Origin of the sequence: Chitinimonas viridis (assembly GCF_030409555.1) — a bacterium.
Classification (GTDB): Bacteria; Pseudomonadota; Gammaproteobacteria; order Burkholderiales; family Chitinimonadaceae; genus Chitinimonas; species Chitinimonas viridis.
Genome location: NZ_JAUFPU010000001.1, coordinates 170,282 through 185,939 on the forward strand (window position 1 = coordinate 170,282; position 15,658 = coordinate 185,939).

The 15,658-nt window shown below is 60.2% G+C and carries 9 protein-coding genes; 2 read left to right on the forward strand and 7 right to left on the reverse strand.

All coding sequences use genetic code 11. The annotated features are described in order from the left end of the window. Positions 1–218: 218 nt before the first annotated feature. From QWZ03_RS00825 to QWZ03_RS00855, 7 genes are all read right to left on the reverse strand, one after another. Entirely contained in the window at positions 219–1,403 is a 1,185-nt protein-coding gene (locus QWZ03_RS00825) for an esterase/lipase family protein (protein ID WP_290330988.1), read from the reverse strand. 244 nt (positions 1,404–1,647) lie between these two features. Then, positions 1,648–2,214 carry a chalcone isomerase family protein gene (locus QWZ03_RS00830; protein WP_284197805.1) on the reverse strand — a complete coding sequence of 189 codons (567 nt, stop codon included), beginning with the start codon at positions 2,212–2,214 and terminating at the stop codon, positions 1,648–1,650. 202 nt (positions 2,215–2,416) lie between these two features. Beyond that, positions 2,417–3,622 carry an acetyl-CoA C-acyltransferase gene (locus QWZ03_RS00835; RefSeq protein ID WP_290330989.1) on the reverse strand — a complete coding sequence of 402 codons (1,206 nt, stop codon included), beginning with the start codon at positions 3,620–3,622 and terminating at the stop codon, positions 2,417–2,419. A 92-nt stretch (positions 3,623–3,714) separates the two neighbouring features. Next, positions 3,715–6,084 carry a 3-hydroxyacyl-CoA dehydrogenase/enoyl-CoA hydratase family protein gene (locus QWZ03_RS00840; protein ID WP_284197807.1) on the reverse strand — a complete coding sequence of 790 codons (2,370 nt, stop codon included), beginning with the start codon at positions 6,082–6,084 and terminating at the stop codon, positions 3,715–3,717. 298 nt (positions 6,085–6,382) lie between these two features. Next, positions 6,383–7,870, reverse strand: a complete 1,488-nt coding sequence (locus QWZ03_RS00845; protein ID WP_290330990.1) for an OmpP1/FadL family transporter — start codon at positions 7,868–7,870, stop codon at positions 6,383–6,385. 195 nt (positions 7,871–8,065) lie between these two features. Then, positions 8,066–10,519, reverse strand: coding sequence for an acyl-CoA dehydrogenase (locus QWZ03_RS00850; protein ID WP_290330991.1), 2,454 nt, complete (start codon positions 10,517–10,519; stop codon positions 8,066–8,068). A 21-nt stretch (positions 10,520–10,540) separates the two neighbouring features. Then, the gene (locus QWZ03_RS00855) at positions 10,541–11,221 is read right to left on the reverse strand and encodes a TetR/AcrR family transcriptional regulator (protein ID WP_290330992.1); all 681 of its coding nucleotides are present in this window, start codon (positions 11,219–11,221) and stop codon (positions 10,541–10,543) included. A 511-nt stretch (positions 11,222–11,732) separates the two neighbouring features. On the opposite strand from QWZ03_RS00855, the gene QWZ03_RS00860 reads away from it, so the two are divergent. Continuing rightward, entirely contained in the window at positions 11,733–13,079 is a 1,347-nt protein-coding gene (locus QWZ03_RS00860; protein ID WP_290330994.1) for an SGNH/GDSL hydrolase family protein, read from the forward strand. 271 nt (positions 13,080–13,350) lie between these two features. Beyond that, positions 13,351–15,591, forward strand: a complete 2,241-nt coding sequence (locus tag QWZ03_RS00865; protein ID WP_290330995.1) for a M9 family metallopeptidase — start codon at positions 13,351–13,353, stop codon at positions 15,589–15,591. The last annotated feature ends 67 nt before the right edge of the window (positions 15,592–15,658 follow it).

The window sequence follows — 15,658 nt, forward strand, 5'->3', positions numbered from 1 at the left end:
CGTCACACTGCTATGCAGGGTGTCGTCGGCATCAGGCAATGATGTTGGACGTGCGGGGCACTTCGTTCTCCTTGATGGAAGGGGGTTGCGTGGTGAATGCGGTCTGTCACCGCATCAGTGCCGCGCATGGTAGCGGCATTGGCCAGCACTGCCAAGCCCTTTGGCACTGCGGCAAACCCAAAGCGTTAGGTTCGAGGGCTTACCTTCCCCCTATAGCCCTACTCCGTTAGCCACTGCCGCAGCAAGCCATAGACGCGCTCATCGTGCAGCAGGCCCATATGCCCCACCGCCCCCAGGCGTACCCGGGCAATATCGCCATGCAGACCGGTTTCGGTGGCGCTGCCCAAGGTGACCAAGCCATCACCCAGCAGGTGGCCAAGCAGATGGTTGGGATTGGTGTGCAGATTCCCGGCGATAAAGCGATAGGCGATGCCCTCCAGCAAGGGAGGGGTCTTACCCTGCCAGGCGGGGCTACGCAAGCCCTGCCCCAGGTTTTTGATGCCTATGCTGCGCGTTTGCGCTATGCGCCCCAAGGGTGCGGTAATGGGTATGGCATTGAGTGCCAAGGTAGCCAGCCTGCCCAGTTGCTCCAGCCGGGCACCTTGGTGCGGTGATCCCAGGCAGATAACCTTGCTGACCTTGGGCAACCAGGCCAGTTGCTGTTCGTGTGCATGCTGGCACGCCGCGCGCGCCAGCAAGCCCCCCATGCTGTGCCCCAGCAGCACGATCTCGTCCAGCCCGCCGGGCCAGCTAAGGCTCAGCATGGTCAGCAGCGCGGCCAGGCGCTGGCTGTTGTCATCTATCGCCAAACCGCTGTTGTAACGTACATACAAGGGAGCATAACCGAGGTCCGCCTCAAGCCGGTTGCCATAGCCCGCCGCCATGGCCGGGCCAGGCGACCAGCAAGATTCATCACAGCTGAGGCCATGTATCAACAGACACACCCGCCTGGGTGGCTTGGGCCACAAGGCGGTCAGTTCATTGGGTGCCACCGATATCGGCCTGCCATCGGCAAACAGCCCCATCTGGTAGCCCAGGCGGCTATCGCTGTCGGCCAGATGGTCACCGAACACCCCATTGACGGCACTGCGCACCCCCACGGCCAGGCGCCCGGCAGGCCCGTCGGGTGCAGGCAGCAGCCTGTCTGAGGCCAGAATGGCGCGGCTCCCTAGGCTGGCGACTGCGCCATAGACCTTGCCCGCAATGCCGTCATGCACCACCTGTACCAAGCGGGATGGCAGAGCCAGAAAAGGTATCCTGGCCAGCACCGAGAACGGTACTCGGGCAATGGCATGGTGCATTTCCGCCACTCTGGCCGTAGTCTCAGTCAAGGCCTGTGCAAGCAAGGGGGCGTAGCCGCTATCGTCTGGCTGCGAAGGCGCTTCGGCGTGGGTATTGGGCATGATCACCTTCCGGAGAGAAATTCGCGTACCCTCAAGGCATCGGTACGCAGCAGCTAATTGCGGCCAATCAGCACAACAATGGCCAGACAGTTCTTGTTCGCCGCTATTGGCACCACGCTACGCGCTTTCCAGTCCAATGCAACAAGCTTTTTTTGGGGCGATACCGATACCGCCACCACTTGCCGACCAGAGCAATAAAAAAGCTGCCCTCAGTGAAGGCAGCTCTTGTTATCGCAGGTAGCGCTTACTTGGCGCCCAGCAATTGCTTCTTCAGATCGCCGCTGACAGGATCGCTACCCAGCCAGATCTTGAGCAGCGCACTGGCGAAATCATCGCCAGCAATGACATCCTTCACTTGGCCCTTGACGGTGATCTGGGTGCCCTTGCCCGGAATGAAGTCGAGGGCGATCACGTCACCGGTATTGACCTTCTTCACAGCCTGGAAAATCGCGTTCATTTCCTGGATACGCGGCTTGAACTTGGCAAACTCGGCGCTGCTGGTATTGTCTTCCAGGCCGTCGATAAAGGACGCGTGCAGGTCTTCTGCATCCACATTTCGCAGCATGGTAATTTGCATGCGGCGCGGGGTGGCCGCGTTGATCACGGCATTGGCGTCGCCGGACTTCTGCGCCAGGTAGAGCGCGCCGACGTAGACCTTGGCCACGCCATACTTGACCCGTACCCCGCCGCCATTGAGCGCCAGGTCGCTATTGGCCACCTTGACGCCATCATCCACCTTCACGCCACCGATTTCGGCAGCGCCTACGGCCATGCTGGCCGCCATCAACATTACTGCAACCGCTTTTTTCATATTTTCTCGCTCCGTTTCGGTTTGTGCGGACTATGCCGCCAGAAGGGTGTACTGGATAGCCGTGGCAAGCACATGCTGCAATACCTGCAGACCACCCGATGGCCCTGAAAAGCGTGCCCCGTATCATAGCCGATACAGCGCGGCTGTAAAAAAGGCCGGATGGGATTATCCCGTCCGGCCCTGATTCTGGCTCAAGCTGGCTTTACAGCGCCTGAATGATGCCTGCGGCGCCCATGCCGGTGCCGATACACATGGTCACCATGCCGTACTTGCCTTGCTGGCCATGGCGACGCATGCCGTGCACCAGGGTAGCGGTACGAATTGCGCCGGTGGCGCCCAGCGGGTGGCCCAGGGCAATGGCGCCGCCCAGCGGGTTGACCTTGCTGGTATCGAGACCCAGGTCGCGAATCACGGCCAGCGCCTGTGCGGCGAAGGCTTCGTTCAGCTCCATCCAGGCAATGTCGTCCTGTTTGAGACCGGCTACCTTCAGTGCAGCGGGAATCGCTTCCTTGGGGCCGATACCCATGATCTCGGGCGGCACACCCTTGACGGCAAAGCCCACATAGCGAGCCAGCGGTACCAGGTTGAACTGCTTGAGTATCTTCTCAGACACGATCACCACGGCGGCGGCGCCATCGGACATCTGCGAGCTGTTGCCGGCAGTGACCGAACCCTTGGCGGCAAACACCGTCTTGAGCTTGGCCAGGCCTTCCATATTGGTGCCGGCACGCGGGCCCTCGTCGGTGTCGAGTATCTTCTTGATGATCTCGACTTCGCCGGTGCTCAGGTTGGGATTGCGGTAGATGGCTTCGATCGGGCTGATTTCCTGCTTGAACTCGCCACCTTCGATAGCCGCAATGGCGCGGCGGTTGGATTCCACCGCGAAGGCATCCTGATCGTCACGGCTCACCTGCCACTGCTCGGCCACCTTTTCGGCGGTCAGGCCCATGCCATAGGCAATGCCCAGATTCTCATCCCGTGCAAAGATCTCGGGGTTGAGCGACACCTTGTTGCCCATCATGGGCACCAGCGACATCGATTCGGCACCACCGGCGATCACTACATCGGCCTCACCCATGCGGATGCGGTCTGCGGCAATCTGCACGGCATTGATGCCGGACGAGCAGTAACGGTTGATGGTCAGGCCGCCGGTAGTGTGTGGCAGGCCAGCCAAGAGGGCCGAGATACGGGCCATGTTGAGGCCTTGCTCAGCCTCGGGGAAGGCACAGCCGGCGATCACGTCTTCCACCAGGGCCGGGTCCAGCGTCGGCACTTGGGCCATGGCTTCGCGGATGGTGTGAGCCAACATGTCGTCGGGGCGGATAAAGCGCATCATGCCGCGCGGGGCTTTGCCAACCGGCGTGCGCGTGGCAGCGACGATATAGGCTTCTTGAACTTGCTTGGTCATGTCAGTTCTCCAAATCTGGTACGACTCTCTGGAGAGAGAGGGCCTGCGACTGGCGCAGGCCACCCTCCCCCGTTTCGAGGGGAAGGGTCGAATTAGTTACGCAGCGGCTTGTTGTACTGGAGCATGTAGGCAATACGCTCCTGGGTCTTCTCGTTCTTGAGCAGGGACAGGAAGCCCTTGCGTTCCAGATCGAGTATCCACTGCTCGTCAACCAGCGTACCGGCTTCGACATCACCACCGGTGATGATGTCGGCGATCAGCGCGCCGATATGGTAGTCGTGCTTGGAGATAAAGCCGCCTTCCATCATGTTGATCAGCTGGCCCTTGATCGAAGCCGCGCCTGAGCGGCCTGCAACTGGGAAGCCCTTGACCTTCAGGGGGGCACGGTAGCCGGATTCGGCCATGGACAATGCCTGTTGCTTGGCCACGTGCAGCAGCTCGTACTGGTTGAACACGATCACATCCGAGTCACGGAAGAAGCCCAGATGCTTGGCCTCCTCAGCGCTCTTGGCCACATTGGCGGTGGCGATGGTCATGTAACGATCCTTCAGTGCGGCGAACACGTCACCACGGGCCTCTTGTGCGGCGCGCAGGGCGAATTCCTTGGTGCCGCCGGCGCCAGGCAGCAGGCCCACGCCCACTTCGACCAGGCCAACATAGCTTTCCAGGTGTGCCACCACGCGGTCAGAGTGCAACGCCACTTCACAGCCGCCGCCAAACACATAGCCACGGGTTGCCGACACCACCGGAATCTGGCTGTAGCGCAGACGCATGGTCATGGCCTGGAAGTCACTCAGCATCTTCTCGATGCTGGCCCAGTCACCCGCCATGAAGGCAGGCAGCATGGACGACAGATCGGCGCCGACCGAGAACGGCTCTTCCGGATGCCACACCACCACGCCCTTGAACTGGGCTTCGGCAATGTCGATGGACTTGTTGATGCCTTCCAGCACGGCCGGACCAATGGCATGGGCCTTGCTCAGGAAGGAGATCACCAGCACGCCGTCGCCCGAGGTCCAGGCACGCACGCCCTCGTTCTCGAACACGGTTTCGCCGTACACCGGTGCGGCTTCGCCGACCAGTTGCGCGGGGAACAGCTGACGCTGGTAGACATCCAGCTTGGAGCGCGGCACCAGCGCGTTCTTGCTGGCGCTGAACGAACCCTCAGGCTGATGCACGCCATCGCGCTCAAACACCCAGGCAGGCAGGGGCGAGCTGTTGATGGTCTTGCCGGCTTCGATATCGGCCTTCACCCATTCAGCAACCTGTTTCCAGCCAGCGGCCTGCCAGGTCTCGAACGGGCCTTCGTTCCAGCCAAAGCCCCAGCGTATGGCCAGGTCAACGTCGCGGGCATTGTCAGCCACGGTGTCGAGATGGAAGGCAATGTAGTGGAACACATCGCGGAAGCAGGCCCACAGGAACTGGGCTTCTGGATGCGCGGATTCGCGCAGCTTGAGCAGACGCTTGCCCGGATCCTTGATCTTCATCAGTTCCTTGACCGCGTCGTCGCCCTTCTTGTTGGCTTCGACATAGGCACCGGCAGCAGGATCCAGCACCAGCTTGGTCTTGCCTTCACGCTTGTAGATACCGACCTTGGTCTTGGCACCCAGCGCGCCTGCTTCGATCAGCTTGGCCAGCCATTGCGGCGACTGGAACAGGCTGTGCCAGGGGTCGTTGGGCAAGGTGTCCTGCATGGTCTTGACCACATGGGCGAAGGTATCCAGGCCCACCACGTCGGCAGTACGGAAGGTCGCCGACTTCGGGCGGCCCAGGCGCGGGCCGGTCAGGTCGTCAACGATGTCGAAGCGGATGCCGAACTTCTCGGCATTGTGGATAGCCGCCAGCATGGAATACACGCCGATGCGGTTGGCCACGAAATTGGGGGTATCCTTGGCGCGGATCACGCCCTTGCCCAGAGTGGTAGCCAGGAAGGCTTCCAGTTGATCCAGCATCTCGGCATCGCTGGTCACGCAGGGGATGATCTCCACCAGGTGCATGTAGCGGGGCGGGTTGAAGAAGTGGATGCCGCAGAAGCGCGCGCGCATGCTTTCAGGGCAGCCCTCGGCCAGCTTGTTGATGCTGAGGCCGGAGGTATTGGTTGCAAAAATGGTCTGTGCACCCAGGTGCGGAGCAACCTTCTCGTACAGGCCCAGCTTCCAGTCCATGCGCTCGGCGATGGCTTCGATGACCAGATCGCAATCCTTCAGCAGGTGCAGGTGCTCATCATAGTTGGCCGGGGTGATGAAATCGGCGCGGCCCTTGGAGGACAACGGCGCCGGGTTCTGCTTCTTCAAGGCTTCGATGGCCTTGAGCGCGATACCGTTCTTGGGGCCTTCCTTGGCCGGGAGGTCGAACAAGATGGCCTCCACATTGGCATTGGCGAGGTGGGCAGCGATCTGCGCGCCCATCACGCCGGCGCCGAGTACGGCCACCTTGCGGACGATGAATTTGGATTGGGACATGGTATTCCTCGATTTTGGGGAGTCGATCGGGGGCTCGCAAAATTCAACCGCGATGTTCTTGGGGGCAAAAACACCCGCCTCAGAGCCTATCCAGTTTGCTTAGTGTAGACATTAATGCAAACGTTCGTTTCTGCCAAGCGCTTGCTCGATAATTCGACAAACTTGGGCGATTGAATTTTCCCAGCCATCCGTTACAACAGGTTACACCCGGCCAGTTGGCGAGCCGGTTGGCAAGCCAGTCGGCGGGCAAAAAACACCCGCACGGGCCAACTGGCCCGTGCGGGTGTGATCATAATGCTTAGAACGCCAGGTTGTACTGAATACCCAGGATGTGCGAGTACACATCGTAGCGACCCTTGACGGTTGCGCAGCTCGAGGTGTTCTTGGTGCTGTCGCAAACGCCGGGGGCCAGGCCACCGTTATCGTAGTTGTTGATGGCCGGCTCGCCGACATGGACATAGGAATAGGCCAGGTCGAAGGAGCTGTGCTTGCTCACCGCCCAGTTGGCACCGACCGAGAACCACTTGCGATCCATGTCAGGAATGGAAGGCGTACGGTTATTGTCATTGACCGGCGATTCGTCGTAGGCCAGGCCGGCACGCAGCAACCAGCTATCATTGAGCTTGTAGCTGCCACCGAACGAGACCTTGGTGGTGTCTTTCCAATCTTCCGGCGTATTGGACGGCGCCAGACCCGTGGTGAAGTTCACGGTCAGGTCCTGGAAGCGCGAGTGACGGGTACGGGTAATGTCGCCCATCAGCGCCAGGCGGTCACCGATCTTCTTGTAGCCGGAAATGGAGATCGACTCCGGCGTATCCACCGCCAGGTTGGCTGCGCCGTTGACATAGCCACGGGCAATCAGGCCGTTGTATACGGTGCTGCCAACAGCCGGCAAGGCCTTGAGGTTGGCTTCCGGCAGCGTCCACTCAGCCGTACCGGTGAGCTTGTGCGAAATCTTGGAACGATAGGCCAGGCCAACACGGGTGCCTTCGTCGATATTGAACATCACACCCATGTTCCAGCCAAAGCCCCAGTCATCGCCCTTGATCTTGACGCGACCATCGTACTCAGGGTTACCGGGCAGCGGCCCCTTGCCCACGCCAACATTGCCCAACAGTTGCAGCATGGAGGCAGGCACTTGGCCTGCCTGCACGGCGGGCACCAACGCAGCGATGGCGCCGGTACCGAAATCAGCTGCCTTGATCAGCTTGCCTTCGATATGCTGGGCGGTGATACCTGCACCGAACGAGACCTTTTCGTTGACTTTGAGCGAGAACGATGGGTTCAGGGCTATGGTCTTGAGCTCGGTCTTGATGATGTTGTAGCGGCCTACCCAGTTGTCTTCGTATTCGGTCTTGGAACCGAACGGCACGAACAGGCCGAAGCCCAGGGTGGCGCGATCGCTGAGCTGATGCGACATATAGGCGTGGGGCACGCCGGTGGGCTCGACAAAGTCGCCACCGTTGTTGTTCTTTTGCCCATTGGCGGTGCTGCGGCCACCCTGCACCACACCCGGTATCGGGTTGGTGTGCGAGCCATCGTCGGTGAACTTGCCATTTGGCACTACCACGTTCAACACGCCCGTCATGGTCGTGCCCTTGAGGTTGCTCAGGCCGGCGGGGTTGTAGAACAGGGTGGAGGCATCTTCTGCCGCCGCACCGGAGGCATTGGCCGTGCCCTGGGCGCTGACCGACTGGGTACCGAAGTGATACCCCGAGGCGTAGGCTTGGTGGGCGAAAGCAGCGCCAACCAGCAGCGCGGTAACACGAAGTGCGTGCATCGTCATTTGTTGTCTCCGTTGTGGTAGGTAAAACAGCTCTTCGGCCGATTCAGCCAATTCATTCAAGCGCTCGGCCGAGAATGTGGCGAGCATAGCACAGCACCTGTGCGTAATTTGCTGAAAAGCCGCACCAGACTGGGCTGACGCGGCTTTTCGACTACAGTTTTCGTTGGTTTTTCACACCCACGAATAAGCTAGGTATTACACCGGAATCCGGGCACTGATTTCGGTATCGTGCTGATCCAGCATCTTGTCGAAATCATCGACCATGATGACTTCGCGCTTGAGCCGGCGGGCACGGGTCACAATCTCATGCTCGGCCTGGGTAATCTGGCCGCTGGCCAATGCTTCATCCAGGCGGCCCTGGGCATTCAGCGCCTTCAGCTTGCCGTCGCGCTGGGCGCGACGCAGCTTGCCTTCGGTGCTTTCGGCCTCGATATGGGCACTCAATGCATAGTTGAGCACACCAACGGCATCAGCCTCATTCTTGGGCACATACACATCGCGGGTCAGGCGGTCGCGGGCAGCACCAGGCTGCATCAACAGGCGGGCGATCTTGGTGCCCAGGCGGTCACGCGGCGTAGTGAAGTGGCGACCCAGCGGGAAGATGATCCACTTCAGCACGAAGGCCAGCGGACGATTGGGCAGGTTGGCCAGGAAACCGGTCAGCGCTTCCTGTGCGTCATGCAGCGCCTGCAGCACAGCCCACTTCAGCAGCGGCAGGTCTTCCTTGGGGCTACCGTCATCCGCAAAGCGCTTCAGCGACGAGGTGGCAATGTACAGGTTAGACAGCACATCACCCAGGCGCGCCGAGATCTTCTCGCGGAACTTGAGCGAGCCACCCATGCTGAACATGGCCATATCGGAGGCCAGGGCAAAGGCCGCCGACAGACGCTCGATGTCCTTGTAGTACTGGGCCAGATCACCACCCACCGGGGCGGAATTGAGCTTGGAGCCGGTCACGCCCATCACGAAGCTGCGGATGGCGTTATCGAACACGAAACCGATATGGCCGCTGAAGGCCTTGTCGAACTCGGCGCCATTGTTGGCCATGGCAGCCTTCATTTCACGCAGCACAAAAGGATGGCAGCGGATGGCGCCCTGGCCGTAGATGATCATGGAACGGGTCAGGATATTGGCACCTTCCACGGTAATGCCGACCGGAATGGTCTGGTAGGCATTGCCCAGGTAGTTGCGTGGCCCCAGCACCACTGCCTTGCCGCCGTGGATATCCATGGCATCGTTCAGCACCTTACGCATGCGCTCGGTGTTGTGATACTTCAGGATGGCGGAAATCACCGACGGCTTCTCGCCGCTGTCCAGGCCGGCCAAAGCCAGGCGCTGGGCCGAATCCATCTGGTAGGTATAACCACCGATGCGGGCCAGTGCTTCATCCACCCCCTCGAACTTGCCGATGGAGAGGCCAAACTGCTCACGCACCCGGGCATATGCACCGGTCACAAAGCTGGCGAACTTGCCCGAGGCCACCGACATGGCGGGCAGGGAAATGGCGCGGCCTACCGACAGGCACTCGACCAGCATGCGCCAGCCCTGACCGGCGTAGTCCTTGCCACCGATGATCCACTCCAGAGGAATGAACACATCCTTGCCCATGGTCGGGCCATTCATGAAGGCCGAACCCGGTGGCGCATGGCGACGACCGATCTGCACACCCTCGTGCTCGGTTGGAATCAGCGCACAGGTGATACCGATGTCTTCCTTGTCGCCCAGGATATGCTCAGGGTCATACAGCTTGAAAGCCATGCCCAGCACGGTGGCGATGGGCGCCAGGGTAATCCAGCGCTTTTCCCAGCTCAGGCGGATACCCACCACGTTTTCATGGCGCTGGCCGGTACGCGGATCGGTATACGAGCCACGGGTCACCACGCCAAAGTCGGGGATGGCACCCGCATCGGAACCGGCATAGGGGCTGGTCAGGGCAAAGCAGGGAATATCCAGGCCCTTGGCCAGGCGAGGCAGGTAGTAGTCCTTCTGCGCCTCGGTGCCATAGTGCTGCAGCAGCTCGCCCGGTCCGAGGGAGTTCGGCACCATCACCGAAACAGCGGCCGTACCACCACGGGTAGCAATCTTGGTCACAATACGGGCATGCGCGTAGTTGGAGAACTCCACGCCACCGTATTTCTTCTTGATGATCATGCCCAGGAAGCCATTGTCCTTGATGAACTGCCACACTTCGGGCGGCAGATCCTTCAGCTCATGGGTGATCTTCCAATCGTCGATCATGCTGCACAGCTGCTCGGTCGGGCCATCCAGGAAGGCCTGCTCCTCGGCACTCAGCTTGGGCGCGTTGTAGCCATGCAGTTTCTTGAAATCAGGCTTGCCCGAGAACAGCTCGGCATCCCACCAGACAGTACCGGCATTGATGGCCTCTTGCTCGGTCTGCGACATGGCAGGGGTAATCTTCTTGAAGATGCCGAAGATAGGGCCAGTCAGCAGTGCACGACGCAGCGGAACAATATTGAATATCGCTGCAATCACGCCCGCGCCGATCAGCCAGCCCAAATGCAGGCCACAGCCGCCGTATACGCCGTAAGCGATGCCGGCCAATGCCGCAATGGTCCAGGCGATCAGCGGCGCGCGCAGATAGCCTAGCGCCAGTATCGCAACGATGACGATCAGGATGGTGAGTGCCATGAGGTCTTCCTTCCCAGGAGGTTAAAAGCTTGAACCCGCACCCTTTGCAGTGACCGGCGCTGTCAGGCCGGCCACGACGAAGGGCACGAGATAAGTGGCGATCAGGCGCGGATCCCGCGCGTTGACCACCGGATCGATAACAAACAGCCGCAGAATGTTATTGCCAGCAAACGCATTGAAAATCGCCGAAAAAGCGAAATTGAGCCGCCATTGCAGCTCTATGGCATCCAGCTCAGGCAGAGCCTTGGCGGTCGCCTTGGCATAGCGCGCAACCAGTTCTTCGTAGTGCCGGGGCAGGCTCTCGCGTAGTACTGGATGCGCCTCGATAAAGGTACGGCTGAGCAGGCGCACGAAAATCACCCCGCCCCGCTTGGGGTCATGGGCGATATCGAGCGCCGCGTCCATAAAGGCACGCATGATGCGCTCCACCGACACAGGCTCACCCTGGGCCGCGGCTTCCAGCCTGTCCAGGTTCTGCACTGCCAGCTGCGTCAGCGGTGTCAGCCGACGGGTGAACACCCCCTGGAACAAGGCATCCTTACTGCCAAAGTGGTAGTTCACCGCAGCCAGGTTCACCTCGGCGCGCTGTGTGATCATGCGCATCGAAGTGGCCTCGAATCCATGCTCCACAAACAGTGCCTCGGCCGCATCGAGAATGCGTGTCGCGGTATCGAGCTGCCGTGTTTCGCCTATGCCATTCATTGTTTTTGCCGTGTTGTTCTGCGCCGCCGATTTCGCGGCTGTGTCGGGTCTGGTTTACCCATAAGCATAGCCGATTCAATCAAACGGTTGTTTGAAACATACGTCCCAGTGATTTTTTAGTCAAGCAAGCGCTCGATTGTGCGACGCAGCATGTCTCACTGCCGCATCGGCTCCGGCCTGTCCTTTGGCGCACCAGCACGGTGCATTGCACACCCGTACTGCTTTGGCGCAGCCGCCACAACCTGCAATACCTGCTTGATTTTTTGATCAACATCAAACAGTTGCAGCCATGCGACAAAATTAGAGCAATCGCTCAACAGGTAAAGTCACGCGCTATGATCCGCACCTGCCCAAGTGCTTGCTCGAATCACGCGGTACGCAACACTCGGGCACGGAGGCGGCGGTTCGCCTCCAGCCGTCACCCCCATCGGTACGACAGCTTGGCCCCGTGTTGCGACGGGTGTCGTCCCGCTATCGGGCTGGTGATTCCCCCCAGAACGAGGAGACAACAATGAAAAACAAAACCCTGCTGCTTGGCGCCCTGCTGCTGTCCTCATGGGCCCACGCATCCACCCCCACCAACGCGGCCGACATCCGCCCCGACCCCATCCTGGGCAGCTACCTGTCCCCCCACGGCCCTGCCTCCGCCGAGTCCCTGTACAAGCTCAAGCGCAACAAGCTGAGCCAGGACGGCATGACCATACGGGCATCAGGCAGCACCTATACCTATCTGCGCTGCTACTACGCCACGGGCACCAAGCTTCGGCCGACCACCAACTATGTGTGGGCGCTCAATACCGGCAACAGCGACTACTACCGTATCTACGGTAGCTGGTGGTCCAGCAGCATGCTGGCCTGGAAGAACATGTTCTACAGCGATACCAGCCAGGACACCCTCAAGTCCGTGTGCCAGAGCACACTCAGCCGCAAGGGCCTGGGTTCCAATGTGGCCATGTGGGCTGCAGCCGACAATTCGCTGTCGTTCAACTACACCGTCTGGAGCCAGGACAGTGCAGCCCAGCTGGGCGGCATCAACCGCATCGTGGCCTTTGGCGACAGCCTTTCCGACACCCAGAACATGTACAACGCCTCGCAATGGCTGCTGCCCAACCGCAATAGCTGGTTCCTGGGCCGCTTCAGCAACGGCAACAACTGGGTTGAATACCTGGCCGACAGCCTGCGCCTGCCGCTCTATAACTGGGCCGTGGGTGGTGCCGGGGTCAATACCGAGAAATATGTCATTGCCGGCGTAACCGATCAGGTGCAGTCGTATAAGGAGTACATGCAGAAGGCCGCGGCCTACCGGCCGGAGAAAACCCTGTTCACGGTCTTGATAGGTGGCAATGACTTCGTCAACTATGACCGTAGCGTGGATCAGGTCATTGCTGGCGAAACCAGCGCCCTGCAGAATCTGCTCAATACCGGTGCCCGCAATGTGCTGCTGCTGAAGCTGCCCGATGTCTCCAAGGCACCGGTGTTCAAGATCAAGGGCAACCCTGCCCAGGTGGCCGCCAAGGTGCTGGACTACAACAACCGCCTGGACAGCATGGTCGCCAGCCTGCGTGCGCAGTACGGCAGCAGCCTGAACATACGGGTATTTGATACCTATACCCTGTTCAACAGCGTGCTGAACAGCCCGGCCAGCTATGGCATGACCAACACCACCACCTCCTGCCTCAATATCAACAGCGACAGCAGCCTCAGCTACCTGAGCAGCCAGTCGCCGCGCAGCGAGTGCAGCAACCCCGACACCTTCGTGTTCTGGGACACCCTGCATCCGACCACGCGTACCCACAAGCTGCTTAGCGAGAACGTGGCGCCGTTTGTGCGGGCGGCCTACCCGGTACCCGTGTTCTAAGAGGCAGCAACAGTCTCAGCAATAGCGATCACGACTGCAGTCTCAGCAGGACCATGCCCACACAGGCCTGGTCCTGTTTTCATTTCCCCTCCCTGGCTGACTTGGTAAATATCGCTGCAGCCACAGCGCGCCAGCACAAGATTCCCCATTGCCCCTCCGCCATAGTTCGGCCTGCAACAACACGCGCCAGACAACCCGCGCAGGCCGGCCGCCAGCCGTTACTGCAAAGCAGGTGCCAAGGCTATCGTCTACGGAAAATAGGGAATGTGAGATGAATACAAAACTGCGTTGCCCACTACTGGCAGCCCTGCTGCTGGGGTGCCTGAGCCCACTGGCACAGGCTGATACCGATACCACCGAGCGCACGCTGCCCATGCCCCAGGTCAGGCAGAATCTGCCGCCCAGCACCGAGCAGAAACTGTACAACCTGAGCGAAACCCGCCGGGCCCGTACCGACCTGCGCCTGCCCAAGCAGCGTGATACCCGATTCAGCGGCCAGGTCAGCGCGCTGGCGACCACGGCGGAATGCGAGGACATGAACCGGCTGGCCAGCCATAGCGGCAATGACCTGGCAAACTACCTGGTCAGCCTGCCCGACTATGAGTGCCACTACGGCCTGTTTTCGCTCAACAGTACCCTGGCCAGCCAGATCTACAGCCCGGCCAACATGAACGCCGTGGCCAGCCGCTTTGCACAGGAAGCCGCCGCCTACAATGCCAGCAACCGCAACCTGATCAATCTGATCATCTACCTGCGCGCCGGGTACTACCTGGCAGGCTCCAACACCATACCAGAGCCTTCCAGCAGTCTGCTGGGCACGCTGCGCCCCGCCATCAAGCAACTACTGGCTTCGCCGCTGCTGTTCCAGAACAATGCGGTGGCCTCGCCCACAGCTGGCGAAACCATGAAGCTGATCACCAACCTGCATGATGAGGCCTACTACCTCAGCGATATGCAAAGCCTGGTGACCCGCTACACCAATACCGCCAGCAACCCCAATGCCGCCCAGGCACTGCTGGTACGGTCGGCAAGCGACGGTTATACCGGCGTGCTGACCGTCTATTACTATGCCAACTTCCGTCCCGAAGGCCTCGCCATACTCCGGAACGACGCCAGCCATGCCACCGCGCTCAACCAGTTCGTGCTGGCGAACAAGGCAACGCTGCTCAATACCAACTACAGCTACCAGCTGACCGACAGCGCCAACGAAGCTTTCCGCATGTTCGGTCTGCCGGAGCTGAAGCCCACCATCAAGCCCATGATCAAGCACATGCTGGCCACCACCAGCATGACCGGGCCGGACATGGGCCTGTGGCTGAAAGCCGCGCAGGCGGTGAAGTATTACGACAATGCCAACTGCGCCGAATACGGCACCTGCAATTTCGAGCAGCAACTGGCCAATGCCGCCTTGCCCATCAGCCACAACTGCAGCGCCACTATCCGCATCCGCGCCCAGGACATGACGGCAGCGCAGCTGCAGGAATCGTGCACCACCTTGCAAAGCGGCGAGACCTACTTCCACAACATGCTGCAAACCAACCGTACACCGGTCGCCAATGACCACAACACGGCACTGGAAGTCGTGGTATTCGATGACTACGCCAACTACAGCAAGTACGCTTCTGCCATCTATGATATCGACACCAACAACGGTGGCATGTACCTAGAAGGCAACCCTGCCGCGGTCGGCAACCAGGCCCGTTTCATCGCCCACGAAGCCTCCTGGATGCGCCCCAGCTTCAAGATATGGAACCTGGAGCATGAGTATGTGCACTACCTAGATGGCCGCTTCAACATGTATGGCGACTTTGGCGCAGGCACGGCCAAGCCTACGGTATGGTGGATAGAGGGCATAGGTGAGTACCTATCGCTGCGCAATAACAACCAGGCCAGCATCGATGCCGCCCGCACCGGCCAGTACAAGCTCAGCCAGATCTTCGGCAACACCTACTCCATGGGCGACTACACCAACCGGGCCTACCGCTGGGGCTATATGGCCACCCGCTTCATGATGGAACGTCATCGCAGCGATGTGGACACCGTACTGGCACGCTTCCGGGCAGGGGATTACAACGGCTACCAGAGCTATATGAGCCAGATCGGCACCCGCTATGACAGCGAGTTCGCCAGTTGGGCACAGACGGCCACTACCGCAGGCGAGCCACCCATGCCCGGCGGCATCATCCTCCCCAGTTGTAACCATCCCTATTACCTGGGCAAGGGTTGCTCCATCAGTGGCTTTGCCTCCAGCACCCGCAGCTATGCCTACATTCACCTGCCGGCAAGCGCCCGCAACCTCAAGATATGGACGACGGCTGGCAGCGGTGATGTCGATCTCTACGCGGGTTTCAACCGCTATCCGACCACCGGTAGCTATGATGCAGCTTCGATACACCCTGGTAACAATGAGAGTATCAGCCTGGCCACCCCGCCCACCGGGCAGTGGATTTACTTCCTGATGCAGGCCAAGCAACCGTTTAGCGGCGTTGCCATCAACGCCAGCTACGACTAGGCAGGTCGCCGCCCCGCTCTGAAAGCGTGAAAAGCCACTGGGTACGCCCAGTGGCTTTTCCTGTTGT

Bases quoted from the DNA above. Each gene is read 5' to 3' on its own strand.
- QWZ03_RS00825 (WP_290330988.1), bottom strand. From the start codon at position 1,403: ATGCCCAATACCCACGCCGAAGCGCCTTCGCAGCCAGACGATAGCGGC.
- QWZ03_RS00830 (WP_284197805.1), bottom strand. From the start codon at position 2,214: ATGAAAAAAGCGGTTGCAGTAATGTTGATGGCGGCCAGCATGGCCGTA.
- QWZ03_RS00835 (WP_290330989.1), bottom strand. From the start codon at position 3,622: ATGACCAAGCAAGTTCAAGAAGCCTATATCGTCGCTGCCACGCGCACG.
- QWZ03_RS00840 (WP_284197807.1), bottom strand. From the start codon at position 6,084: ATGTCCCAATCCAAATTCATCGTCCGCAAGGTGGCCGTACTCGGCGCC.
- QWZ03_RS00845 (WP_290330990.1), bottom strand. From the start codon at position 7,870: ATGACGATGCACGCACTTCGTGTTACCGCGCTGCTGGTTGGCGCTGCT.
- QWZ03_RS00850 (WP_290330991.1), bottom strand. From the start codon at position 10,519: ATGGCACTCACCATCCTGATCGTCATCGTTGCGATACTGGCGCTAGGC.
- QWZ03_RS00855 (WP_290330992.1), bottom strand. From the start codon at position 11,221: ATGAATGGCATAGGCGAAACACGGCAGCTCGATACCGCGACACGCATT.
- QWZ03_RS00860 (WP_290330994.1), top strand. From the start codon at position 11,733: ATGAAAAACAAAACCCTGCTGCTTGGCGCCCTGCTGCTGTCCTCATGG.
- QWZ03_RS00865 (WP_290330995.1), top strand. From the start codon at position 13,351: ATGAATACAAAACTGCGTTGCCCACTACTGGCAGCCCTGCTGCTGGGG.